Annotated in this window: 20 protein-coding genes; 6 read left to right on the plus strand and 14 right to left on the minus strand. The window is 32.7% G+C overall.

Features of this window, described 5'->3' with window-relative positions; all coding sequences use genetic code 11:
- The first annotated feature begins 89 nt into the window (after nucleotides 1-89).
- Complete coding sequence (locus BM294_RS13195) at nucleotides 90-1031, plus strand: alpha/beta fold hydrolase (protein WP_175494687.1); 942 nt, start codon at nucleotides 90-92, stop codon at nucleotides 1029-1031.
- A gap of 129 nt (nucleotides 1032-1160) precedes the next feature.
- Nucleotides 1161-1766: a bifunctional phosphoserine phosphatase/homoserine phosphotransferase ThrH gene (thrH, locus tag BM294_RS13200; RefSeq protein ID WP_091209214.1), complete on the plus strand. Its 606-nt coding sequence runs from the start codon at nucleotides 1161-1163 to the stop codon at nucleotides 1764-1766.
- A gap of 144 nt (nucleotides 1767-1910) precedes the next feature.
- Here thrH and BM294_RS13205 read toward each other — a convergent pair whose 3' ends face one another.
- From BM294_RS13205 to pckA, 3 genes are all read right to left on the minus strand, one after another.
- Nucleotides 1911-2378 (minus strand): low molecular weight protein-tyrosine-phosphatase, encoded by a 468-nt coding sequence (locus tag BM294_RS13205; protein ID WP_091209218.1) that lies wholly within the window; start codon nucleotides 2376-2378, stop codon nucleotides 1911-1913.
- Between the two features lie 51 nt (nucleotides 2379-2429).
- On the minus strand, nucleotides 2430-2804 hold the full coding sequence (locus tag BM294_RS13210) for a winged helix-turn-helix transcriptional regulator (RefSeq protein WP_091209221.1): 375 nt from the start codon (nucleotides 2802-2804) through the stop codon (nucleotides 2430-2432).
- A 246-nt stretch (nucleotides 2805-3050) separates the two neighbouring features.
- The gene (pckA, locus tag BM294_RS13215; protein WP_091209224.1) at nucleotides 3051-4664 is read right to left on the minus strand and encodes a phosphoenolpyruvate carboxykinase (ATP); all 1614 of its coding nucleotides are present in this window, start codon (nucleotides 4662-4664) and stop codon (nucleotides 3051-3053) included.
- Between the two features lie 460 nt (nucleotides 4665-5124).
- Between pckA and BM294_RS13220 the strand changes: the two genes are divergently transcribed.
- The gene (locus BM294_RS13220; RefSeq protein WP_091209226.1) at nucleotides 5125-6798 is read left to right on the plus strand and encodes a Y-family DNA polymerase; all 1674 of its coding nucleotides are present in this window, start codon (nucleotides 5125-5127) and stop codon (nucleotides 6796-6798) included.
- 78 nt (nucleotides 6799-6876) lie between these two features.
- Here BM294_RS13220 and BM294_RS13225 read toward each other — a convergent pair whose 3' ends face one another.
- A complete protein-coding gene (locus BM294_RS13225) occupies nucleotides 6877-8364 on the minus strand; it encodes a glycosyl hydrolase family 28 protein (RefSeq protein WP_091209228.1) in 1488 nt (495 codons plus the stop codon).
- A gap of 137 nt (nucleotides 8365-8501) precedes the next feature.
- Between BM294_RS13225 and BM294_RS13230 the strand changes: the two genes are divergently transcribed.
- Nucleotides 8502-9419, plus strand: coding sequence for an HAD hydrolase family protein (locus tag BM294_RS13230; protein WP_091209231.1), 918 nt, complete (start codon nucleotides 8502-8504; stop codon nucleotides 9417-9419).
- An 87-nt stretch (nucleotides 9420-9506) separates the two neighbouring features.
- Here the strand turns inward: BM294_RS13230 and BM294_RS13235 are convergent, their stop codons facing one another.
- Nucleotides 9507-11069, minus strand: a complete 1563-nt coding sequence (locus BM294_RS13235; protein WP_091209233.1) for a sulfatase-like hydrolase/transferase — start codon at nucleotides 11067-11069, stop codon at nucleotides 9507-9509.
- Nucleotides 11070-11340: 271 nt separating this feature from the next.
- Between BM294_RS13235 and BM294_RS13240 the strand changes: the two genes are divergently transcribed.
- Together BM294_RS13240 and rsmA are read left to right on the plus strand one after the other, a co-directional pair.
- A complete protein-coding gene (locus BM294_RS13240; protein WP_091209236.1) occupies nucleotides 11341-11868 on the plus strand; it encodes an HD domain-containing protein in 528 nt (175 codons plus the stop codon).
- Between the two features lie 101 nt (nucleotides 11869-11969).
- Nucleotides 11970-12839, plus strand: coding sequence for a 16S rRNA (adenine(1518)-N(6)/adenine(1519)-N(6))-dimethyltransferase RsmA (gene rsmA, locus BM294_RS13245; RefSeq protein ID WP_091209239.1), 870 nt, complete (start codon nucleotides 11970-11972; stop codon nucleotides 12837-12839).
- A 51-nt stretch (nucleotides 12840-12890) separates the two neighbouring features.
- On the opposite strand, the gene BM294_RS13250 is transcribed toward rsmA, so the two are convergent.
- The 9 genes from BM294_RS13250 to BM294_RS13290 form a co-directional block, all read right to left on the minus strand.
- Nucleotides 12891-15362 (minus strand): hypothetical protein, encoded by a 2472-nt coding sequence (locus BM294_RS13250; protein WP_091209242.1) that lies wholly within the window; start codon nucleotides 15360-15362, stop codon nucleotides 12891-12893.
- Nucleotides 15359-15805 (minus strand): DUF4446 family protein, encoded by a 447-nt coding sequence (locus tag BM294_RS13255; protein WP_442950785.1) that lies wholly within the window; start codon nucleotides 15803-15805, stop codon nucleotides 15359-15361. Before BM294_RS13255 ends, BM294_RS13250 begins: the two co-directional genes overlap by 4 nt.
- 74 nt (nucleotides 15806-15879) lie before the next feature.
- Nucleotides 15880-16986, minus strand: coding sequence for a ParB/RepB/Spo0J family partition protein (locus BM294_RS13260; RefSeq protein ID WP_091209247.1), 1107 nt, complete (start codon nucleotides 16984-16986; stop codon nucleotides 15880-15882).
- The gene (locus tag BM294_RS13265) at nucleotides 16979-17755 is read right to left on the minus strand and encodes a ParA family protein (protein WP_091209250.1); all 777 of its coding nucleotides are present in this window, start codon (nucleotides 17753-17755) and stop codon (nucleotides 16979-16981) included. The genes BM294_RS13260 and BM294_RS13265 overlap by 8 nt, the downstream gene beginning before the upstream one ends.
- A 309-nt stretch (nucleotides 17756-18064) precedes the next feature.
- Nucleotides 18065-18811 carry a 16S rRNA (guanine(527)-N(7))-methyltransferase RsmG gene (gene rsmG, locus BM294_RS13270; RefSeq protein WP_091209253.1) on the minus strand — a complete coding sequence of 249 codons (747 nt, stop codon included), beginning with the start codon at nucleotides 18809-18811 and terminating at the stop codon, nucleotides 18065-18067.
- Nucleotides 18812-18894: 83 nt separating this feature from the next.
- Nucleotides 18895-20799 carry a tRNA uridine-5-carboxymethylaminomethyl(34) synthesis enzyme MnmG gene (mnmG, locus tag BM294_RS13275; protein WP_091209255.1) on the minus strand — a complete coding sequence of 635 codons (1905 nt, stop codon included), beginning with the start codon at nucleotides 20797-20799 and terminating at the stop codon, nucleotides 18895-18897.
- Between the two features lie 26 nt (nucleotides 20800-20825).
- A complete protein-coding gene (mnmE, locus tag BM294_RS13280; RefSeq protein WP_091209258.1) occupies nucleotides 20826-22199 on the minus strand; it encodes a tRNA uridine-5-carboxymethylaminomethyl(34) synthesis GTPase MnmE in 1374 nt (457 codons plus the stop codon).
- 290 nt (nucleotides 22200-22489) lie between these two features.
- Nucleotides 22490-23530 (minus strand): RNA-binding cell elongation regulator Jag/EloR, encoded by a 1041-nt coding sequence (jag, locus tag BM294_RS13285; RefSeq protein WP_091209260.1) that lies wholly within the window; start codon nucleotides 23528-23530, stop codon nucleotides 22490-22492.
- 11 nt (nucleotides 23531-23541) lie between these two features.
- A complete protein-coding gene (locus BM294_RS13290; protein WP_242944539.1) occupies nucleotides 23542-24864 on the minus strand; it encodes a YidC/Oxa1 family membrane protein insertase in 1323 nt (440 codons plus the stop codon).

The following is a 24864-nucleotide window of genomic DNA, read 5'->3' on the forward strand; positions in this document are numbered from 1 at the left end:
GCCCGTTAACACTAATTATATATGAAAGGAGCCGGATATTCGGTACGATTATGCTGTCATTTTTTCTGACAGATAGTTGTAGTTTAATTATGGAAAGACGAGAATGGTATACTCCATCTGCAAATGGTGATGGAAAGATTTATAACTGTTTATACAGAAATGAAAAAATCACTCAAAAGGCAGTTATGATTATCGTTCATGGAATGCAAAGCCATAGCGGTCGATATCTGTCATGGGCTTACGAACTGTCTAATCTCGGATATACTGTTGCTATGCTGGATCTTCAGGGGCATGGCAAATCTCAGAATCATTCCGGCAGTTTCGGTGAAAAAAACGGGTGGATGTATATGCTTCATGATATCCGTCGTCTTATCCTGAAAGTTAAAAAATGGTTCCCGGAACTACCTGTCGTTCTGTTCGGTCATTCTATGGGTTCATTTCTTGTCCGCTCATATATTACTAGATTTCCTGCTGATATCGATGCTCTTATTCTTAGTGGAACAGCCAGATTTAACTATTCTCTTTATTCTGCATATGGCATAGTAAAAGCTGATGTGAAACTTCACGGTGGCATGTATCCTGCAACCAGATATGAACAGATTATGTGCAATTTATTTAACAGAGATATTATTGATCCGGTTAATGATGCAGCATGGTGTTGTACTGTTCGTGAGGTATGTGAGCAGCACTCCGCGGATCCTTTGGCAACAAAGTTTACAATAGGTGCCTATTACGAAATGATAAAAGGGCTTATCTCCGTACGTGAGGATAAGTGGGCTGTTAATGTTCCCATAATACCTATATATATCTTTTGCGGTGGAGCCGATCCTGTGGGAGAGTACGGAAAAGGTCCCGCAGAAGTCTACGCTTGGCTCCATGCAACGGGACATGATGTAGAATTCCGTATTTATCCAAAAAAACGCCACGAAATGATTTGGGAATCAAATCAGGAAGAAGTACGTGCTAACATATATAATTGGTTGAATAAAAAGCTTCCTCAGATAAAACGTCTGAAAGATTCCTTACACTGATTATAAATTCATATTATCCATGCTATAAAAATATATATGAAACTATGGCTATATATCATCCTTTTGAATTAAAATATACATTGTTTATTATATTTATGATTATAAATATCTAGTTTAGGGGAGTTAATTATGTATATTACCTGTTTAGATGTTGAAGGTGTTCTTGTTCCGGAAATATGGATTGCTTTTTCTAAAGCCAGTGGTATTCCCGAACTAAAAAAGACAACTAGAGATGAGCCTGATTACGATAAACTCATGCGTTGGAGACTCGGAATTTTAAAGGAGCATGGTCTTGGACTTAAGGAAATTCAGGATGTGATAGCAACTATTGATCCCCTTCCAGGAGCGAAAGAATTTCTTGATGAACTCCGTTCATTCTCTCAGGTTATACTTATATCTGATACTTTTGAACAATTTGCTTCACCGCTCATGAAAAAACTTGGAAATCCAACATTATTCTGCAATACTCTTGAGGTTAAATCCACCGGTGAAATCACTGGATTCAGAATGAGATGTGAAAAATCAAAGCTTACCACAGTTAAAGCTCTTCAATCTATAGGATATGATACCATTGCTTCAGGTGACAGTTATAATGATCTTGGCATGATTCAGGCTTCAAAATCCGGTTTTTTATTCAGAAGTACAAATAAAATTAAAGCTGATTATCCTGATATTCCTGCTTTTGAAGAGTACTATGATCTTCTTTCAGCTATTCGTGAGGCAATGAAAGATTAATTATACTCATTTGACTTATTATTTGAATCCAATTATCATTTTCTTTTCAAGAATCTTTACTTTCACTTTTTTAAATTCAGTTTATACAATGATATAAAAGAAAAGGCTGATTTTATCAGCCTTTTCTCTATATATGCGCCTAAATTACGCTCTACTATCTTCTATATATTCTAATAATCCTATACACCCCTTTAATATACTTTGAAACACCTTCTCGAACTTTCTTGTATACCACGGATCTTCTATAACAGCATTCTTGGTATCAGTATATTCCATTAGGTAATGTACCTTCTTCTCAGGATCTCCGTCAAACAGACGTGTTAGATTATACATGTTTTCCTCATCCATAGCTATAATGAAATCAAAGTCATGATATTCCGACTTATCCACTCTACGCGCACAATGGTTTCCTATTGGAATCTTGTGAGATTCCAGCGTTTTTTTCATCGGCATATATATCTGGTTTCCTATCTCTTCCATAGATGTGGCTGCAGAGTCAATATAGATTTCCACATTTCCCACAGACTTTTCCATAATCAAATACTTCATTATGTATTCTGCAGATACAGATCTGCAGATATTGCCGTGACAGACGAATAATATTCTAACCATACTTATACTCTTACTTAGACATATAGATTCTGTATTTATAACCAAAATCCATCAACTGCTTTTAGTTTTTGCTATATGATCCTCACCCCACGCCGAAAACTGATCCAGGATAACAATTATTGATTGTCCCTTCTGTGTCAAAGAATATTCAACTTTTGGAGGAATCTGTGGATATTCTTTACGGTTTATAAGTCCGGATTCCTCAAGCTCTTTTAGATTTCTACTCAATGTTTTATATGAAATATCATGTACATATCTTTGAAGTTCATTGAATCTTACAGTTGGATATACTGACAAAGTATAAAGTATAGGCATTTTAAATTTTCCTGATACCAATGACAACGCATAGTCAAAACCGGATTCCGGATTCTGCAACTTTTGCCGGATACTGTTTCTTACTTTTTCAGCATCTTTTACATCAGCCATAGTTTCACCCCCACTTAGCCCTAACATATTCTATAACTTTACTTTTTGTCCATATAATATATGGTTCACGTATATTCTTTTGTATATTCTAACATTTATTTTATTTATTGTTCAATAATTAGTTTTATATTCCTAGTATTTTTTTATCAAAAATTACGTGTTTTTATAATTTTTTATCTCTCTGCTTTTTTTTACAAAAAAAGAGGTGGATAAAATATCCACCTCTTAATAACTATATGTACTGAATTAAAGCTGAGGACCTGCAGATACAAGTGCCTTTCCTGCATCATTACCCTGGTACTTAACAAAATTCTTCTGGAATCTTTCAGCAAGATCCTTTGCCTTCTCTTCCCACTCAGAAGCACTTGCATAAGTATCACGAGGATCAAGAATTCCTGTGTCAACACCAGGAAGCTCTGTAGGAACTTCAAAATCAAAGTAAGGAATCTTCTTTGTAGGAGCCTTGAGAACATCTCCGTTAAGGATAGCATCGATGATTCCACGTGTATCCTTGATAGAAATTCTCTTTCCTGTTCCGTTCCATCCTGTATTTACAAGATAAGCCTTAGCACCTGACTTCTCCATCTTCTTAACTAGCTCCTGAGCGTACTTTGTAGGATGGAGCTCAAGGAATGCCTGTCCGAAGCAAGCTGAGAATGTAGGAGTAGGTTCTGTGATACCACGCTCTGTTCCTGCAAGCTTAGCTGTGAAACCTGAAAGGAAATAATACTGTGTCTGCTCCGGTGTGAGGATAGATACAGGAGGAAGTACTCCGAATGCATCTGCTGAAAGGAAGATAACATTATCAGCCTGAGGACCTGCAGATACAGGATTTACCTTCTTAACATTCTTCTCGATGAAATCGATAGGATATGAAACACGGGTATTCTCTGTAACACTCTTATCTGCGAAATCTAGCTTTCCGTCTTCAGCAACTGTTACGTTCTCAAGAAGAGCATTTCTCTTAATTGCATTGTAGATATCCGGCTCAGCTTCTGCATCAAGGTTGATAACCTTTGCATAGCATCCACCCTCAAGGTTAAATACACCGTTGTCATCCCAACCGTGCTCATCATCTCCGATAAGAAGTCTCTTAGGATCTGTTGAAAGTGTAGTCTTTCCTGTTCCTGAAAGACCAAAGAAAATAGCTGTATGCTCACCGTTCATATCAGTGTTAGCTGAACAGTGCATAGAAGCCATTCCCTTAAGAGGAAGGAAATAGTTCATCATAGAGAACATACCCTTCTTCATCTCTCCACCATACCATGTATTAAGAATTACCTGTTCCTTGCTTGAAACATTGAAAGCAACACAAGTCTCTGAATTAAGACCAAGCTCCTCGTAATTCTCAACCTTAGCCTTTGATGCTGTATATACCACGAAGTCAGGTTCAAATGAAGCTTCTTCCTCTTCTGTTGGCTTAATGAACATATTCTTTACGAAATGTGCCTGCCAAGCTACTTCCATAATGAAGCGAACTGCCATACGTGTATCTTTGTTTGCTCCACAGAATGCATCAACAACAAAAAGTCTCTTACCACTAAGTTCCTTCTTTGCAAGATCCTTAACAACTGTCCAAGTTTCCTCTGTCATAGGATGGTTGTCATTCTTGTAGTCATCAGATGTCCACCAAACAGTATCCTTGGAGTTCTCATCCATAACGATGTACTTATCTTTAGGAGAACGTCCTGTGTAGATACCGGTAAATACATCTACAGCGCCAAGCTCTGTGTCATGTCCAACCTCAAATCCCTCAAGGCCTGCCTTTGTTTCTTCCTTGTAAAGATCTTCATATGAAGGATTGTAAACTATTTCTGTCGTGCCGGTTATGCCATACTTAGTTAAATCAACCTTTGCCATTGTGCTTCTACCTCTTTCTCTCTGATTTTATGCCAGTAATATGAATACATAAAGGGGATTTTTTAACCCTTTAATCCATATATCGGGTAACGCCCTTATATCCTTACCCGCGTATTATTATACACTATTAATAATTAATGTCACTAAGATAATCTAAAATTTAACAATTTCATCGCCTTCATTTTTACCTAATTTTTTAAATGATTTTTGGTAATTTTTTCTTTTTAATTCACTATATTCCATTATTTTACATTATATTTCTCAATTTAATCTATCCTATAAGTATTCCTATACAGTTTATTTATTCAATTTTATCCGCTATAATGAGAGACTTGATATACATATTTATATCTTATCAGCAACTTTTTTTGATTTATATTCTTTCATCATTTTATATATATAATTAATATATAAACTATAACTTTTTACTCTTATTGCCAATTGGAAGGATTTCTTTCTTATGTTAAAAACAATCTTACATATAGATGTTAATTCTGCATTTCTAAGCTGGACAGCTGTTAAGCTTCTTAAAGAAAATCCTAATACTGTAGATTTGCGAACTATACCTTCTGCCATTGGCGGTGATATAGAAACCAGACATGGCATAATTACTGCTAAATCCATTCCTGCCGGTAAGTTCGGAATAAAAACTGCTATGCCTGTAGTAAAAGCTCTTGAGCTCTGTCCTGACCTTGTCCTGGCTAAATCAGATTTCGATACCTACAGAAAATACTCGCATGACTTCATTGATATTCTGAAAAAATATTCTCCTGTAGTTGAACAAGTTTCCATAGATGAAGCATTTATTGATCTTACAGATATGGAACAGACCATAAAGTCTCATATATATGAACAGATTGTTGACGGATCTCTTTCCATAAGAGATAAAACTTCAGGATTTTTATCTGAATCTGAATGTTTTCATATTAAACAGCTACTTACAGAAAATCTCAGCAGCAATTCTAAAGGTATAGATTATGATTATACAAGCAATCAGGATAATACTTCATATAAAGATAGTACTATATTTGGTGATGGTACAAATGTCTCCCTGTTTCAGCTCCTTAACAACTCCTCTGTTTCAAGAGTACAGCTATATAAAGCTTTACCTTTTCCCATAAATGCTGCCGTACTGATAAAAAATGAAATCTATGAAACATTGGGATTTACTGTGAATGTTGGAATTTCTAATAATAAATTACTGGCTAAAATGGCTTCTGACCTCGAAAAGCCTAATAGGATCCATACTCTATATCCTTCTGAGATTCCTTTTAAGATGTGGCCACTACCTATATCAGATCTTTTCGGATGTGGTGGAAAAACAGCTTTAAAATTGGAAAAAATCGGAATTCATAATATTGGAGATGCTGCAAAGATGAACCCCGAAGTCCTTATAGGGTTATTGGGTAAAAATTCAGGTTTATATATTCATTCTGCAGCTAATGGTCTCAGCTATGGAAGTGTTTCAGATCAGGTTGAGGAGGCAAAAAGTATTTCAAATGAACTGACTACTACTGTAGATATAGATACTTCTAATTATTATACAGATGGATTGGATTTAATCCGTAAATTATCAGAACAGGTTTCACGTAGATTAACTAAGCATGGTTTATATGCAAATACGGTCGGATTTAGTGTTAAAACTGATGATTTTAAAAGACGTTCTATTCAAAAGAAGCTATCTGATTCTACTAATTCAATAGATATTATCTATAATTCTGCAGTTGAGCTTTCTAAGGAATTATTGCTTGGTATTAATAGTATAAATAATTCTGATACACACTCATCCTATCCCGAAACCATATATTTATCCACATTAGATTCATCTGATCCACATTTTCCAAAATCTGATAATTCAGACACAATTAACCATGATTCTGCTATTCCTTCCACACAGTCAGGACTTTTTGGTCTTGGATTTAAAGTTAGACTTATGTGTATTTCCACATCCAATTTTGATCACGGTGAATATCACCAAATGACTTTGGATGATTTGATAAATTCTTCGGAAGAGTTGAAAAAAGAAAAGAAATTGCTAAAGAAACGTATTATGAAACAGAAAAAGCATGATGATCTCTCCTCTCTTTTGAAAGCAAAGTTTGGAGATTCTGTTGTTAAGAAAGGTTTTGACTGATTTAAAAAATGCAGAGTAATCATAATTGATTACCCTGCATTTTAATCTAATATAGTCCTTAACCGTTGCCACTATATTCTATGCACTGAATCCGGTAAAACTTATATTCTCGCAGTTTTTCATGATTATACCGGCCATATTCTCAATTGTAATTCTATGAAACGCAACATTTGTGATAGGATTTTCTTCGTCAAAACCAATTATCTCTATTCCATTACAGTCTTTTAGTTTATTATCGTCATCAAGATAACGACCGCATATTTTTACATTTGTAAAACTACAGTCCGATAGTGAAGGTAATTTCTTTGCAGACTCACCATCATCATTATAGTTTACTGAATGAAATAGTATTCGCGAAAATCTGGAATCTCTGACATGAATCCCTTTAACATATCCTCCTCTTTTTTTTGTTGCCTTTATCTCAAATCCACTTGAACTGTTTTTCATGTCACAATCCCAAATATTGACGTTCTCTACCCCACCTGAGATTTCCGAACCTATTGCTATTCCATGACCAAATTTACTTACACAATCAAATATATTAATATTCTTACAAGGAATACCTATAATGTTTCCCTCAGGATTTTTACCTGCTTTTATGGCAATCGCATCATCTCCTGTGCTGAATTCACAGGCAAATATAGTACAATCATGACTCGAATCAGGATTCCAACCATCTCCGTTCCATACTCCCTCAGAGTAGAATTTACAATGATCTGTAATTATATTTTCACTATAAATCATATGAACGTTCCAAGATGCAGCATTTTTTAGATTAATTCCTGATATTCTGACATTTTTGGCATTTGAAATGTTAATAAGCCTTGGCCTGACTCTGCCGGGTAATGTTTCTGCATTTTCATACTTACTTAAATTAAACTTATCAAGATCTAGTTTTTTCTTTTCTTCATCGATTATATTTTGTGCTAAAATTTTTCCACCACTCTCAATAGTTCCCTCACCATGAATTAAAACATTTTCACAATTCAAATCCGAGCTGTGATCCATCGTCCCCATATTAATAAGACTTGAATAACAAAGCATCTCTATGCCTTCGAATCTGCTAGGTATCTTAGGTAGATAATCCCTTGGATTTTCCGTTCCTTTTATAACAGCATTCCTGTCAAGATATATTTCAATATTCCCATGAAGATGTAAAGCTCCTGTAAGATATACGCCTTTGGGAAAATAAATCTGATCTTTAATTCCTGCTTCATCTATAGCCATCTGCAATGACTTGGTATTCATAGTCTTACCGTCACCCACTGCATTATATGGCGACTTGGTAACATCAATCACTCTTTTTTCTTTTGTGGTAATAAACGATGCTTTGTCTAGCTTTACATATTTATTTGTTTTTTTGTTAACTAAATATTCAACTTTTACCCTATACTTATGATTTGGTTTTAAATTATCAAGCATATAATGTGTCTTTGATGTTTCGCCTATCAAATCACCGTCTACATACACCTGATATTTTACTTCTGGGAAAGCATCAAAAGGCTTATACCAAAATATAGTTGATGATGTTGATGTTACTAATGTGTATAGCTTATTTTCCTTCATTTTATTCCTCTATGTACAGGTATTTATATATCTTTAATTTTTAGCTAATCGATGTTATTATACTACAGATTCTTTTTGATGATATTTATTTAATACCGATATATTTCCTTGTCCTGCATTTTACAGTAGATTGCGCTATGATAAAAATTGTTTTCTTTGATATAGATGGAACTCTTCGTCCTTTCGAAACCGGAATAATACCTGTTAGTACTCAAAAGGCAATAAAACGTGCCCATGATTCCGGTCTTATTACTGCTATTGCCACCGGTCGTCATTGGATGGAAATAAAAAATGAAAATCTTATAGAAGGTATGCGCTTTGATGCATTCGTAACATTAGACGGTGAATACTGTTACGTTCTAAATTCAGATATTGTTGATAAAGCAGTACAGAATAACGAACATTATATCCATAACGACGAGTACATATTTGATTCATCCCATTCCGAGAATCCTATCTGTTATTTTGATCCTATAAATGGAAAATGTGTTCAAAAAATACAGATAGCTCCTGAAATGATAAAAACGGTTCTTGATCTTTGTAAAGAGAAATCATTTTCCTGTTTATTCGAAGAAGAACGTTTCATATATGCAAACTTTGTTACAGATGAATTGATGCAGGTCCTTCAAGATATTAAATCAGCACTACCACCATCTATTGATCCCAAACGTGCTTTGGAAAATCCTGTCTTTATGTTGATTCCTGTAATGAATATGGAAGAATCCAAAAAGCTTGAGTCCTTGATACCGGATTGCCAATTGGTTCGTTGGTCTGATGGTCTGAGTTTTGATCTGACCAAAAAGGGTATAACCAAAGTCTCAGGTATTGATTCTATACTTAAGTATTATGGTTTTTCACGTTCTGAGTCTGCTGCAATCGGTGATGGTTGGAACGATATAGAGATGCTTAACTACTGTAATCTTGGTATTGCCATGGGTAATGCTAAACAGGAATGTAAGGATGTAGCCGACTATATCTGCCCTACTTCATTAAATGATGGAATATCTCATGCAGTAGACTACATAATTAATTATAATCTCTCTAACATGATTTAATTTAATCAAAAAAACTGTTATATACCTTCTTTAAGGTATATAACAGTTTTTATTTTTGTATCTCTTCGCCTAAGAAGCATCTTTACTCTACATCTCAGCCTTTTGTTTTTTCTCTTTCTCCTTTAATTCCTTGGCTTCCTTAGACTCTATGGCTGCAGCTTTATCAATCTGACCGAGTTTAACCATTAAATCTGATTTTTTTTCAAGTTCCCTCTTCTCATATTCTATTCCATACTTCTCACTTAACGTTTGTTCATCTGAAAACAAGTTTGTTCCAAGCGCAAGTCTGTTACCTTCAATTTTTACTCCCATAGCGGCAAGTGTTGTTGGAAAATCATCAAAGGTAGTATAGTCTCTTCTAGAATGCGTGCTTACATTCACTGCTGTATTAATATATGCAGTATATACTTTTCTACAGTAATTCTTTGATACACCATTACAGAAATCTCGATCCATAGTTGGATGATCACCACTTATTACTATCGTTGTATTTTCATACCATTCCTGCTCCTTGCACCATTCAATAAATTCTTTAACCTGTTCTGATGCACAATTGAAAACATTAGAGTATTGATCTTCAAAATTATCAGGGCATATCTCACAAATATAACCGTCAGGAAAATGCGTATCAACTGTAAGCAGCGTAACATTAAATGGTTTATCTTCCTTTGACAGTTTTCCTAATTCTTCTTTAGCGTATTCATACAGCTTTTTATCTTCAAATCCCCAATTTACCCAATATGAAGGATCAAACTTAAGTTGTCTTTTCCAATAGCTATAATCTTTAATTTCATAGTTACCGTGACTTTGAAAATATAATTTTCGTCCGCCAAAATAACCTACTGATCCAAGAAGAAATTCCTGGTTATATCCTTCTTTATTTAATATATCTCCCAATGTGACAATATCTGGAAAAAATGATTTTTGTGAGTCCATTGCATTTTTATCTATGGCAATCTTAAGTGGTAAACCTGATGTCTGTGCAAACATGGCCCCCATTGTCCATGTTGATCCGGGCATAGAATATCCACCATTTAATTCATTTTGATCACCGGAGAAATCTTCATTTTCTTTAGCTATATCTGTTAACTCTGGTATGACATTTTCCTTAAACGCACCTCCTGATTTTTCATCAGCAAATGTTATCTCCGTTGATTCAAGATAAAGATATATCAGATTTCTTTTTTTCTCAGGAAATTCAATATTCACACTATTTGGATCTATATAATTGGTATCAATAAAATCTGACTTTTCAAATTGCGATACTATATAGCTACCCAAATTAAGCTCATCCCACGCATTTACAACTGTAAATCCTGTTGTAAAAAATGCTCCTAGAAAAGATACTGCTAATGTATATCCATAAGCTCTCTTTTTTCTATATACTATGAATATACCTATTAAAATCATAGTAACCAATGCTGCAGGAACCGTACAATGCAAAATATACTCTTTAATCATAGCTGTACTCGTTCCCTGCAATGGTGCAACCATATGATATATAATTTCATCTACAGTAAGCTCTGACCATGTTGATGATAACCATTTAACACTGAGTAAAATTAACGTAGAAAAAAACACAAGTATTATCGCTATAATTGTTTCAATGTCCACTAATATACTTTTATGTTTTTGCCAAAATTTTTTCATATACTTTAATCTATTGTTCTTCTTTCTATTCTCTCCCTGTTTTTGTCAATTTGTATACAATTAACGTTGTCTAGTTTAGACATATTTTTAATATGTATCAATATACATATCTAATATCTTTTCACCTTTTAGAATGTAAATTTTTTGTTAATAGTATTGAATTATGTTGAATTCACTTTATTCTTGAATTATATTGATATCTGTTTTATTTTTTGTCATTTCGTATTCTAAGATTTTGACTATTGATTTGTGCTTTACAAGGATTTTTATTATGATACTTACAAATAAAGAATTATTATTTGCGGAGAAACATAGCGATATAACTCACAATGATAAATATATACAATTAAAAGATGTTCCCCGTCATGGTAGTACAAATACATTTGATCATTCCGTCCGGGTTGCACACATGGCATCACATCTTGCAAAATACATCTTTATTGATCAGGACAGTGCCATAAAGGTTGGTCTACTTCATGACTTCTGTCTTGTTGATTACCACAAGGATGATAAAGAAGTACATAATGGTCGTTGGTATTGTTTCTATCATCCAGAGGATGCAGTTACCAATTCTTTGGATGAAGGTTTTATTCTTACACATGTTGAAAAAAAAGCTATTTGGAGCCATATGTTTCCACTTTCTACATGTATTCCAACATCAAGACTTGGATATCTTTTGACATTTTGTGATAAAGTTGTTGCTATACAGGAATCCTTCGCCAATGTACCTGAAGGTTTAATCAAGCTTAAGATTAATCTTAATGAGAAAGGCTTTAGATTTTCATTTCGAAAAAATTGATTCTACCTTTTTTTGTTTTGCTATGTTTATTTATCCCTTATCATCGGATTCATTTTTCCGATAATAAGGGTTGCTTTATGTTTTTATTGTTTTAGAGGTTTATGAGTAAATTAATCAATCCACAGGAAACTATTAGAATTATTCAAAAAAATGATTTTAAATTTCAAAAGCGCTTTGGTCAGAACTTCCTTATTGATGAAGGAGTTCTCTTAAATATCATTACAAGCTCTGAGATTACAAAATCTGATTGTGTTTTGGAGATAGGTCCGGGAATCGGTACTATGACACAGGCTCTTGCAGAGGCAGCTGGTCATGTTATAGCTGTCGAGATAGATGCAAATCTTATCCCTATCCTTAATGAAACTCTTAAAGATTATACTAATGTTACTATAATTCATTCAGATGTGCTTAAACTTGATCTTAATGATATTATCAATACATATAATGACGGAAAACCAATTAAAGTAGTTGCCAACCTTCCTTATTATATTACTACTCCTATTATTATGGGATTATTTGAAAGCAACGCTCCTCTTTATTCTATCACTGTGATGGTGCAAAAAGAGGTTGCTGACCGGATGCAAGCTGTCCCTGGTACGAAGGATTATGGTGCTCTTTCTTTAGCTGTTCAGTACTATTCCAATCCTGAAATTGTTCAGCTTGTTCCACCAAATTGTTTTATCCCTCGTCCCAATGTAGGATCTGCTGTTATTCGTTTGACCAGACATTCTGTTCCTCCGGTTAATGTTTCTGACGATAAGTGGTTATTCAAAATTATTAAGTCCGCATTTGGTCAACGCAGAAAAACTTTACTAAATTCTTTGTCCTCTGGTGCAGGTATACCTAAGGATGCCACTTTGGAAGTTCTTCATAAAATGGATTTAAGTGAGACAATTCGAGGAGAAGCACTATCATTAATGGAATTTGCTACTCTTTCTGACAATCTTATTTCATTTAACATTAATAATTAACTAAAAAAATAACGTACCAATACAATAATTTTTGTATTGGTACGTTATTTTTTATTTTGGTATAAGACCTATGAAATGATAATTATTAGCTTTTAATATTGCTTCTGCATCTTCTCTACCTAATATTGTTTCAATTTGATTAGATACATTAATTAGAGTAATGTTGAATTGATCATAGGAAGTTATCAAGTAAAGCTGACTGTCAATATATGTTAAAAGTGGATATCCTTTATTTAGGTAGTACAGTGCTGAATTCATATCAATACCAGTTGCATTTACGATTATAAAATTCGCATATTCCTTAACACTTCCGATATCTTTTACTAATGGTAGTATATCTGCCATTTTCTCTATTGCTTTTTGCAATTTTACAATCGTATTTTTATCTGCCCTGTTCCATAAAATGATTCCATTCTCATTTGTAACATAACCATAGTCATCATATATTATTTCGTACGCTTTATGCAGACTTCTTGTACTTCCTCTATAATGTCCAAAGGAATATGCATAAAACTTTTCTGTTTTAGCCTCTTTCTCTGCTATTTTAAGATCAATTGATGATGCCTTTTCTAACGAAAACTTCTTAGGAGAATAGCTTTTCAACGTCTTGTTTCCTACATCTTTTGTTTCTATGTACCATATTTTTCCCATGATACTATCATTGTAGTTTTTCAGACCATTAAGTTCTTCATTTTGAATTTTTTTATTTGAAATAATAGTTTCGTTTCCTTCCTGTTGATATTCTCCACGTTCATTTAATCGAAGCTTATCAAATTGTATTCTCAAACCATTGACAGATATGTTGGTAAAATACATTCCATCTTTAGAATAATTTGTTTTCTCTTCTGAATCAGGTCCCACAATATGAATTTCACTTATTGGTACTTCATTTTCAAGTGTATAATTATCAGCTCTTTCCGGATCAATTATTCCATATATCAAATCATCCTGATTAAATCCTAATACTCTCTTATAGGATGAACTTTTAGTTATATCAATTGATTTATTGGTTTCAAGATCTAATAAAGTTATCTTTTTAGAATGGTAGATATCTTCTGATTCGGGATCTTGATAAGCTATATATTGATTTGATGAAGAACTAATAAACTCATCATCATCAAGACCGGATACTATATTTATTACTTCTACACTACTTGTATCAATTCCATATACACTTCCGTCATAATATATATACATCATTCCATCTTTTGAAAGATAGGTGAGCTTTTCTATATTTTCTTTTATTCTTTCATATGATTGTGATAATGCTATAAAATAATTCTCAATTACTGTTTCTTTTGCATTGTCATAAGTATAATAAACGATTCCACACTTACCTTCGTGTCTTCCTCTGTTCATGTATCCATAAACTAGAAAATTTACATTTCCCAAATCATCAACTGATATTATTTTAACATCATGATTATTATAGTTTGCTCTCAATCCGTTATCGGTTTTTGATCTATAGCTAAAAATATTAATTATCTTTGCATCTTTTGACTGATCGTAAAGCCATAACTCCTGATTTGATTTAAAAGCTATAAATTGTTGATTTTCTGATTTTCTTGTCTCCAGATCTTCTTCGTTTGCTATACCTATTATTAATTTTTTGTTTTGATAACTATCTTCATTTCCTTCGAATATTTCATGTGTTTTTCTATCGAAGTCCATAATATAAATCCTACTTGGGTCATATCTCAGAATATAATTATCTTCATTCAAAAAATATTTTTCATTGCCATCATCTATTTTTGATTCATAACTAATCTGAACTTCTGCCATGACACCACTGAATTCTTTAAGTGTCAAATAGTATTCACCTGAAACTTTCATATTTGTGCTGCCCCAGGTAAGCTGATTAAAACTATTATGAAGGTTAACATGAGCTAATGTTGAATTATCTGCAATATCTGTTGTTTCTAAATATTGCGAAATAGCCTTTGCCTCTGTCTTATCAAATGTACACGATGTAAAACTTAGCGCCAATTCTTGCATTTGCTTAGTATAATCATGATCTGTCCATAATATTCTTGTATAATAATTTAACTGCTTCTCTCCTGTATCTAGTGATATCTTTAATAGATACTCCTGCTCTTTTTTAATTAGATTTTGTATTGGAATATTAATCTTTGTATCTTCACTTGATCGGTCAATATCCGTTATTGTTCCATTTTCAATTAAATGATTTAAATCTAAAGATCTAATTTCATACTTCACAGACATAACCATATTATCATATTCTTTTACAATCAGTTCAAGACTACGATTTTCCGGTAAAACTGTAAGCATGTCTCTTGCAGTATTATTACCCATTTCCTGAATATATGCATGCATTGGATTTATCAGATAATTATCCTCTTTCACATACATTATCGGAAGACTTGGCTCATCCATTGAACTATATACTTCATTTGAATGTTCCATTGAAGTATAAGATGTAAAGAAATAAATAAGAAGAGCAGCAAAAAATATGCCGCTCATGATCATTACTTTTTTTATTCTATTTATTGTATGCTTTTTCACTGTTGTACTTTCTCTCTATATCCTAAAGCCTGCTCTAACGCTAACTTCTCTTCGTTGCCTAATTCAACTTCTGTTGTTCCGGCATCTACATCTTTAATATATAAGAAACATCCTTCTCTTGAATGAACAGAATTTATTACAAATCCTGTATTGGTATAATCAAGTAGTGCAATGGCAAAAGACATATTACCACCCATTCCACCAAAAGCATTATATTTAATCAGTCCAAATTTTTGAAATGATGCTCTGATATTCTTATTCAGAATTCTCATTACATCTTTATTTTTTTTATCTTCTTCTTCAAGTATTTCTACATGCCTCTGAAGATCTATAAAGTAATCTTCGAGATTTTCTGCATCCTTTCCTCTCATAAAATAGTCGTACTGTCTATATAGTTTCTTATATTTCGCATTTGCGCTTACAGCGATTATTAACGAAATCATCCCAATCAATAATCCGGATGATCCAATCACAAGTAGAATTATGTCATTATCTATCATACTCTCGTTCTCCTTGATTATTCATCTCTTCCGGAATTTAAAATCATGTACAGTCTATCCAATTCATCTTGTGAATAATACTCTATCTCAAGTTTTCCTTTATCTTTATTTTTTGGAACTATTGACACCTTTGTTCCAAGTTTTGCCTTCATTTTTTTCTCAAGATCCTTATATAATATTTTTAATCTTTTTAATTCCTCTGCTTCAGGTGAAGTACTATTATTTTTCTTTTCTTTTGACAATTTATCTTGTTTTACAAGATTTTCAATTTCTCTAACCGATAGATTTTCTTTAGCACATCTAAGAGCTATCTTCTTTCTTAACTCAGTATCTTCAATAACTAATAATGCTCTTGCATGTCCCTGTGTTATCAATCCTTCCTTTAACATCTCAAGTACATCATCATCAAGTTTCAATAAACGAAGACTGTTTGTAATTGTAGATCTGTTTTTTGATACTCTCGATGCTACTTCTTCTTGTGTCAGACCATAATCGTCAATTAACGACTGATAAGCCAATGCTTCTTCCACTGGATTGAGATCATCACGCTGTATGTTCTCTATGATTGACATCTCTCTGCTTGTTCTTTCATCAACATTTTTAATTATAACAGGTATTTCTTTTAGTCCTGCAATTCTTGCTGCTCTCCATCTTCTTTCACCTGCAACAATCTCATAAAATGCACCATTTTGCTTTACTATAATTGGAGTAATCACCCCGTATTCTTTAATAGAATCAGCCAATTCCTGCAGTTTTTCTTCATCAAAATTCATTCTTGGCTGATTTTTATCAGGTTGAATTCTGCTAAGTTTTATTAAAACTCCACCAGTTTCTTCTGTTTTTATATCTGAATCAATAGAATCAATACTTAGTTCATTGCTGTTTGTCTGATCTTTTAAAACCTGATCATTTTGGATTTCTGTTATTATCTCAACTCTTTCGACTTTGTTTGCATCATATTCATCAATATGACTAAGTCCTACATTATAAGAATCCTCGTTTTTCTTCTCAGCTACTGTTTCAGCAACAGTTTTAAATGTTTTAGGCTTCTTTTGTTCTATATTTCCTGTATTTCCGAATATTGCATTCAAACCTTTTCCAAGGCCATGTTCCTGCTTAGCCATATATTGTATCTCCCTTACTCATAACTTCCGCTGCAAGTTTCCTATAACTATCAGCTCCTGTTGAAGATGATTCATATAATGTTATTGGTAATCCATGACTTGGTGCTTCAGCTAATCTTACATTTCTTGGAATAAGTGTATCATATATATTTCCCTGAAAATTCTGTCGCACTGTTTCAACAACCTGCTGTGATAATTTATTTCTACTGTCATACATGGTAAATACGATTCCCTCTATTACCAGGTTCTGATTGAGTCCCTGTTTTACAATGGAAATAGTATTTAATACCTGATTGAGTCCTTCCAATGCATAGTACTCACACTGTATAGGTATAATTACTGAGTTTGATGCTGTTAAAGCATTTACTGTAATAGTTCCTAAACTTGGGGGACAATCGATTATTATGTAATCGTATCTGTTTCTATAATCAGACAACAATCTTTTGAGTATTAAATTTTTGTCTTCATGCTCTACAAATTCCACATCTACTGCAGCCAAATTCATATCAGCCGGTATTATATCAAGATTATCTGTAACATCGACCAAAATGGCTTCATCCATATTACAATCTCCGGTAAGAACACCATAGATTGTATGTTCAACATCATCTCTTTCGATTCCAAACCCGCTTGTTGCATTTCCCTGGGGATCGAAGTCCAACAATAGTATTTTCTGATTAGCTTCTGCAAGTGTCGCTGCCAGATTAATTGCGGTTGTAGTCTTTCCTACTCCACCCTTTTGATTAGTAATTGCAATTATTCTCCCCATACTTCTCCCAATAAAATTTTTTCTTTTAAAATTCAATAAAATACTCCATAGATAAGTGTATTACAAGCCTTATACTACTTATCCGACTACATTTATATTATATCATTTCTGATATTTTATACTTGAAATAATTTGTGAATTTTATATGAGAATGTTTCACGTGAAACATCAGAATAGTATTAATTTAGATTAATCCAAAGTAACGATATTTTACTTCATAGAATGAATTGTGTCAATTTTGATATTGGTATAAAAAAGATGAAGACCTAATCGATCTTCACCTTTTTTATCGAGATATATTTATTTGTTTTATAGAGGAGTCTTAGAAGGTGTTCCTGCTTTTCTTGGATATAGATTAGGTGTTTTCTTTATCTTCTTTATTACTATTAGTGATCTTTCTGTTTCATTATCTGTTAACTTAAATTCAGATTTTCCTACAACTTGGCCTCCAACTAAATTAATTGCATTAGAAGCATTAGATAACTCCTCTTCTATTTTGCCTGATTTATAAGGTATAAAATATCCATTAATTTTAACAAAAGGTAAGTCATATTCACTTAAAGTAGATAGATTTGCTACAGCACGTGATGTAGCTAAATCAAATTTTTCTCTATATTTAATATTATGTGCAAGATCTTCTGCTCTACCATGAACTAATTCGATTTGTTTAAGGTTAAGTTCATCTATTACTTCTTTTATAAAAATCAACCTCTTATTCAAGGAATCGGATAATACAACATTTAATTCAGGATATATAATTTTCAAAACCAATCCTGGAAAACCTGCACCGGTTCCTATATCTATTAATTTTTTATTTTTCAAAAAATTATAATCAAGCTTCTTATCTTCTACGTCAAGATTATTTATACTCATAGAATCAATAAAATGTTTTACAATCACTTCATGTTCTTCTGTAATTGCAGTAAGATTCATTACTTTATTTTTTTCTACAAGCATATAATAAAACTTGTATAATTGCTCAATCTGTAAATCTGATAGTTTAATACCTATTTTTCCAATATTTTCTGATAAATCTTTAATAAATGTCTCAGTCATTTTATTCCTCCATTTGTAATATCCTCCATAATGTTTCACGTGAAACATTATGGAGGATATTATAATACAATTTCAACAAGTGATTATTTTTTATGTTTATAAGACTCAATATAAATAAGAAGAACACTAATATCGGCTGGACTTACACCACTAATTCTACCAGCCATGCCTACATTATCAGGTTTAATTCTAGATAGTTTTTGTCTGGCCTCTAATCTAAGATTTGTGATTTCATTATAATCAATATCTTTTGGTATTTTTTTACACTCCAATTTTTTAAATGCTTCTACTTGTGCTAATTGTCGTTTAATGTATCCCTCATACTTGATTTCAATATTAACTTCTTCCCTCACACTAAATGGGAGTGAAGGTCTTTCTAAATCAATTTGTCCTATTGATTCATAATTAAGCTCAGGTCTTTTTACTAATTCAGCTAATGATATACCTGAATTAATTATATTCGAACTATGAGTAAATAAAAAATCATTAATAGAATCAGTATTACCAACAAAAGTATTATTTAACCGGTTAATCTCCTGCTCAATTAATTTAATTTTAGCACAAGTTTCATCAAATTCCTCATCTGACACAAGACCAACATCATGACCTATTTTTCTCAACCTTATATCAGCGTTATCTTGTCTAAGTAGAAGTCTATATTCTGATCTACTTGTCATCATTCGATATGGTTCAAAATTCTCTTTTGTCACAAGATCATCTATTAAAACTCCGATATATGCTTGTGACCTATCAAGAACTACTGGTTTCCTACCTAAAATCTTCATTGATGCATTAATTCCGGCCATTAAACCCTGAACAGCAGCTTCTTCATAACCAGATGAACCATTAAACTGGCCTGCTGCAAATAAACCATCGATAGACTTAAACTCAAGAGTTGATTTTAGTTGCGTTGAATCAATACAATCATATTCAATGGCATAAGCATTTCTTACAATATGAACATGTTCAAAGCCTTCCATAGAATGATACATTTCATATTGAACATCTTCAGGCATAGAACTTGACATACCACTAAGATACATCTCATTTGTATAAAGACCCTCTGGTTCGATGAAAATTTGATGACGATTCTTATCTGGGAATTTCATTACTTTATCTTCTATCGAAGGACAATATCTAGGACCAACTCCTTCAATCGAGCCATTAAACATTGGCGATCTTGAAATATTATCTCTAATTATATTGTGAGTTTTCTCATTAGTATAAACAAGCCAGCAATCAATCTGTTCCTTTTGCACTGATTCAAATTTAGTTGAAAAAGAAAAAGGAATAACAGGAACATCACCTTTTTGTACTTCGAATTTTGAAAAATCTAATGATCTTCGATCTACTCTAGCTGGAGTACCTGTTTTAAACCTAAACATACGTACTCCATTATTTTTTAATGAATCAGTAAGATGAGTCGCTGATCTTAAACCATTAGGACCTGTATATTCTATTAAATCACCAGTTAAACATCTGGAATTTAAATATACACCTGTACAGAGTATAACAGCTTTTGCTTTATAAATAGCGCCAGAACTGGTTTTAACTCCGGTAATAGATTTTAATTCAGTACTATTTATATTTACAGTAGTGAGTATTTCTGAAATCTCAGCTTGTCTAATAGTTAGATTTGATTGATTTTCAAGAGTTTTTCGCATTTCTCTTGTATAAGACTGCTTATCAGCTTGAGCTCTCAGGCTGTGAACTGCTGGACCTTTTGATTTATTAAGCATCTTAGATTGGATAAAAGTTTTATCTATATTTTTTCCCATCTCCCCGCCTAAAGCATCAAGTTCTCTAACTAAATGTCCTTTAGAACTACCACCAATATTTGGATTACAAGGCATTAAAGCAATACTATCTACACTTACAGTAAAAACAATTGTTTTAAGACCTAAACGAGCACACGCCAAAGCTGCTTCACAACCTGCATGGCCGGCTCCTACCACTGCAACATCATATGATTCTTGAACAAAAGCCATATATATCTCCTATATCGTAAATTCAATTATTTTCCCATACAAAACTTGGAGAATATTTCATTAATTAAATCCTCTGAAACTTCTTCCCCTAAAATATATCCAAGTTCTTCATACGCTTTCATCAAATCAATAGTAAAGAAATCTTCTGGCATATAATTAGTAATAGAATTAATAACCTCATGCAAAGCCTGATTTGCATTTATGAGACAATTTTTATGCCTCAAATTTGTAATAATAAGCTGATCATTAAAATTGATTCTATTATTAAAAAACATATTTGAAATTTCTGATTCTAATGAATCTATACCAAAATTATTCTTTGCACTTATTGGAATTACCTTTTTACCGGTAAGTTTTTCCAAATCAGCCTGTCCAACCATTGAATCAAGATCACTTTTATTAAGTAAAACAATACATTGTTGATCTTTAACCCTTGATATTATCTTAAAATCAGAATCATCAAGTGCTTTTGAAGAATCAACAACATAAATAATAAGATCAGCATTGTCAGCAGCATCAAGAGCTCTCTCAACACCTATTTTTTCAACAGTATCATTTGTATCTCTTATTCCGGCTGTATCTATAATAGTAAGACTAATACCTTTAATATTAATATGTTCTTCTAATGTATCTCGAGTAGTTCCTTCTATATCAGTTACTATTGCTCTCTCACTCCCAACAAGAATATTCAATAATGAAGATTTACCTGCATTTGGCTTTCCAAGTATAACTGTTCTTATACCTTCTTTAAGTTTTTTCCCATCATCAGCAGACGAAATTAGATTATCAAGATCTTTAATAATTTCAGAAATATGATCATATAGTATAGACCTGAACCCGTCTAGAGTAATATGTTCAGGATCGTCCAATGCAGCTTCAATATAAGCATCATCTTCAAGAATAATTGCTCTAAAATGTTTGATTTTTTCTGAAACACTTCCCCTTAATTGATTTATAGATGCTTTAAGAGCAAAATCATTTTCAGAACTAATAATATCACTTACAGCTTCAGCTTCTGAAAGATCTATACGTCCATTCAAAAAAGCCCTTTTAGTAAATTCCCCAGGCTCAGCTAATCTTGCACCATTTTTTACAACTATTTCCAGTATTCTACGCATCATCAACACGCCACCATGACAATCTATCTCTACAGTATCTTCTCCTGTAAAAGATTTTGGGCTAATCATAGTCATGATAAGAACTTCATCTAAAGCTTGATCACCATCATATATAAATCCATATTTAATTCTATGAGTTTCAGAAATATCTACAGATTTTCCATTTTTTGATTTAATTAACTTTGAAGCAATAAATACAGCATCAGGTCCGCTAATTCTAATTACACCAATACCGGCTTCTGCTGCTGGTGTCGCAAGTGCACAAATTGTATCATTAATCATAAAAAACTCCATCCATCCAATACATTTGTAAACTACTATTAATAATGGATGTATATTAAAAATAAAAGTAATATATTAATATATAGTAGTGGAATAAAATATAGTACTTCCCTAACGAAGTTTTCCACATTATTAAAAACTCAACTAATTCTAATAGTTACCTATATTATTTGCAAGCTTTTAATAAATAGCAACAAAATTCTTTTTTACAAAAATAACCTCCGGGCACAAAGTACCGGAGGTTATCCACAAAAATCAAATTAAATAGAAGTAAATGTGGAATATTATTTTTATTCCTTAGTATTAACATCTATATCAGTTGAAGTGTTCTGAATATCTTTTTTTGAATACAAATCATCTCTTGAATAAGATTTTTTATCTCTTCTCTTCATAAAAATGATTACATGTCTGAAAGGTTCCTCACCTTCAGACTTTGTAGTAACGAAACGATCATTCTGAAGTGCACTATGAATAATACGTCTCTCATAAGGATTCATAGGTTCAAGTGCTACAGCCTTTCTTGTCCTTCTAACTTTATATGCTATATTTCTGGCGAGATTTCTTAATGTTGCTTCTCTCCTTGAACGATAATCTTCAGTATCAAGTTTAATACGAATATAATCTTCCTTATGATTCTTGTTTACAACCAATGAAGTAAGATATTGAAGAGAATCAAGAGTTTGTCCCCTCTTACCAATGAGAACTCCCATATCAGAACCTTCTAGATTAATAAGAAGCTCATTAGTTGAATGATCAAACTTAGATTTAGTATTAACATCCATGTTCATTCCCTTAAGAACATTAGTTATAAACTGTTCAGCATCGTGAATAGCTTCCTCTGCTTCTTCGACAGTAATTGGCTTTATCTCATGCTGCTTCTTTTCATCTACTGATGTATCAAATGAATCAGATAAATTTCTGCTAAACTGTTTATCATGTTTACGAGGTTTTCTTTCAGTCTTTTGATGTTTTTCATTATTAGTAAAAGCAACATTTGTAGAATTATCATTCAATTCACAATTAGATTTCTTATTTGATTTCTTTTCTGTAGAAGATTTATTTACATTTGAGTCCGAATTTTTAGAAGCAACAGTAGATGTATTAGCCTTGATCTTATCGATATCTTTTTCTAATTTTGTTAACTCATTTTCACCTAATGATTCTTTAACAGAAGCTTCTATTATCCAAGGCTTTGCACCAATACCGAATAATCCCATTTTACCTTCTACTATAACATTATAATCCAACCTGTCAGAAGTAATTCCAAGCTGAATCAGGGCTTTTGTTATAGCTTCATCTTTAGTTTTTGCTGAAACTTTAATAGTACTCATATATTCCCTCTTTACTTGTTCTTCTTTTCATTTCTATCATTGTAAAGCTGAACCATATTTGCTTTAGAGGCTAATGAACCTGGCTTTGCGTTTTGGTTATAATAATCGGTTGATTCCTTTGTCTTAACGCTCTGCTTAGCTATAAGCTCTAAACGGTTATTTTCACTTGCTTCTGCTTTTTCTTTAGCAGCTATAATACGTTTTTCAACTGACTTTTCATCTATAGGCGCTAATCCTTTTTTTGCACGTTTAGCATTAGCTCTTGCTAATGATTTTTCAATCATTTCTTTATCAGAGATTCCACTAAAGTATTTATTTAAAAGAAGCTGCTGAAGTATCATAACACCGGATGAGGCACACCAATATAAACCAATTCCGGAAGCAAAAGTAAAACAGAACCACACAGACATAAGAGGCATCATAAGATTCATACTCTTCATCATCTGAGCAGACTGATCATTACCATCAGCCATTGCCTGATTTGCATTTGTCATAAGCTTTGAACTTAGATACTGGAATAAACCAGCTAAAATAGGAATAATCCAGTAAACATTAGGTATTAAGCCCATTGAGCTAGGAGCTGTAGAAAGATTTATACCTAAAAAGTTATTAATTCTTGCAGCTTCAGAAGCTGCAATTTCAATCTTTGAAGAAGCTTCTGGGAAAATTGAAGCTAAATTTGACCACTGAGAAGGATCTAACTTATAGAGAAAATCAATTATAAGATTAGAAATCTGATCAGAAGTATAATCTGTACTTGTTGTTCCGAGATAATGAAGCTGTTTTAAAATTGATTCAAGATTATTATTAGTTCCAAAATCAACTAATTTCTGAGCTGCTGAAGAGCCACCAATAGCATTCAATACATTCTCATAGATTGTATAAACAGATGGAACATATGCAGGAATATTCATTATTATTCTATATAATGCGAATATTACAGGCATTTGAAGTAAAAGTGGTAAACATCCACTCGTCATTGATGTACCATACTTCTCGTAAAGAGCTTTCATCTCCTCCTGCTGAGCCATCATAGAAGCATTATCAGTTTTATTCTTATACTTTTCCTGTATTGCCTTCATCTCAGGCTGCATAAGTTGCATCATACGAGAAGACTTTTGCTGACGAAAACTTGTAGGAAAAAGAATAATCCTCATTACTATTGTAAAAATAATGATTGCAAGACCTATATTACCGATTCCAACATATTCAAGGGATCTGTAAATGGTATTCATGATGAGACCTAATACACTAACTATAAGATTCCAAATTGGACCTATAATAGGTAAAGCTGAAGTATTTTTTGTTAATAAAATCAAAGAAAAACTATCCAA

The organism is Oribacterium sp. WCC10 (assembly GCF_900113415.1).
Lineage (GTDB): Bacteria > Bacillota > Clostridia > Lachnospirales > Lachnospiraceae > Oribacterium.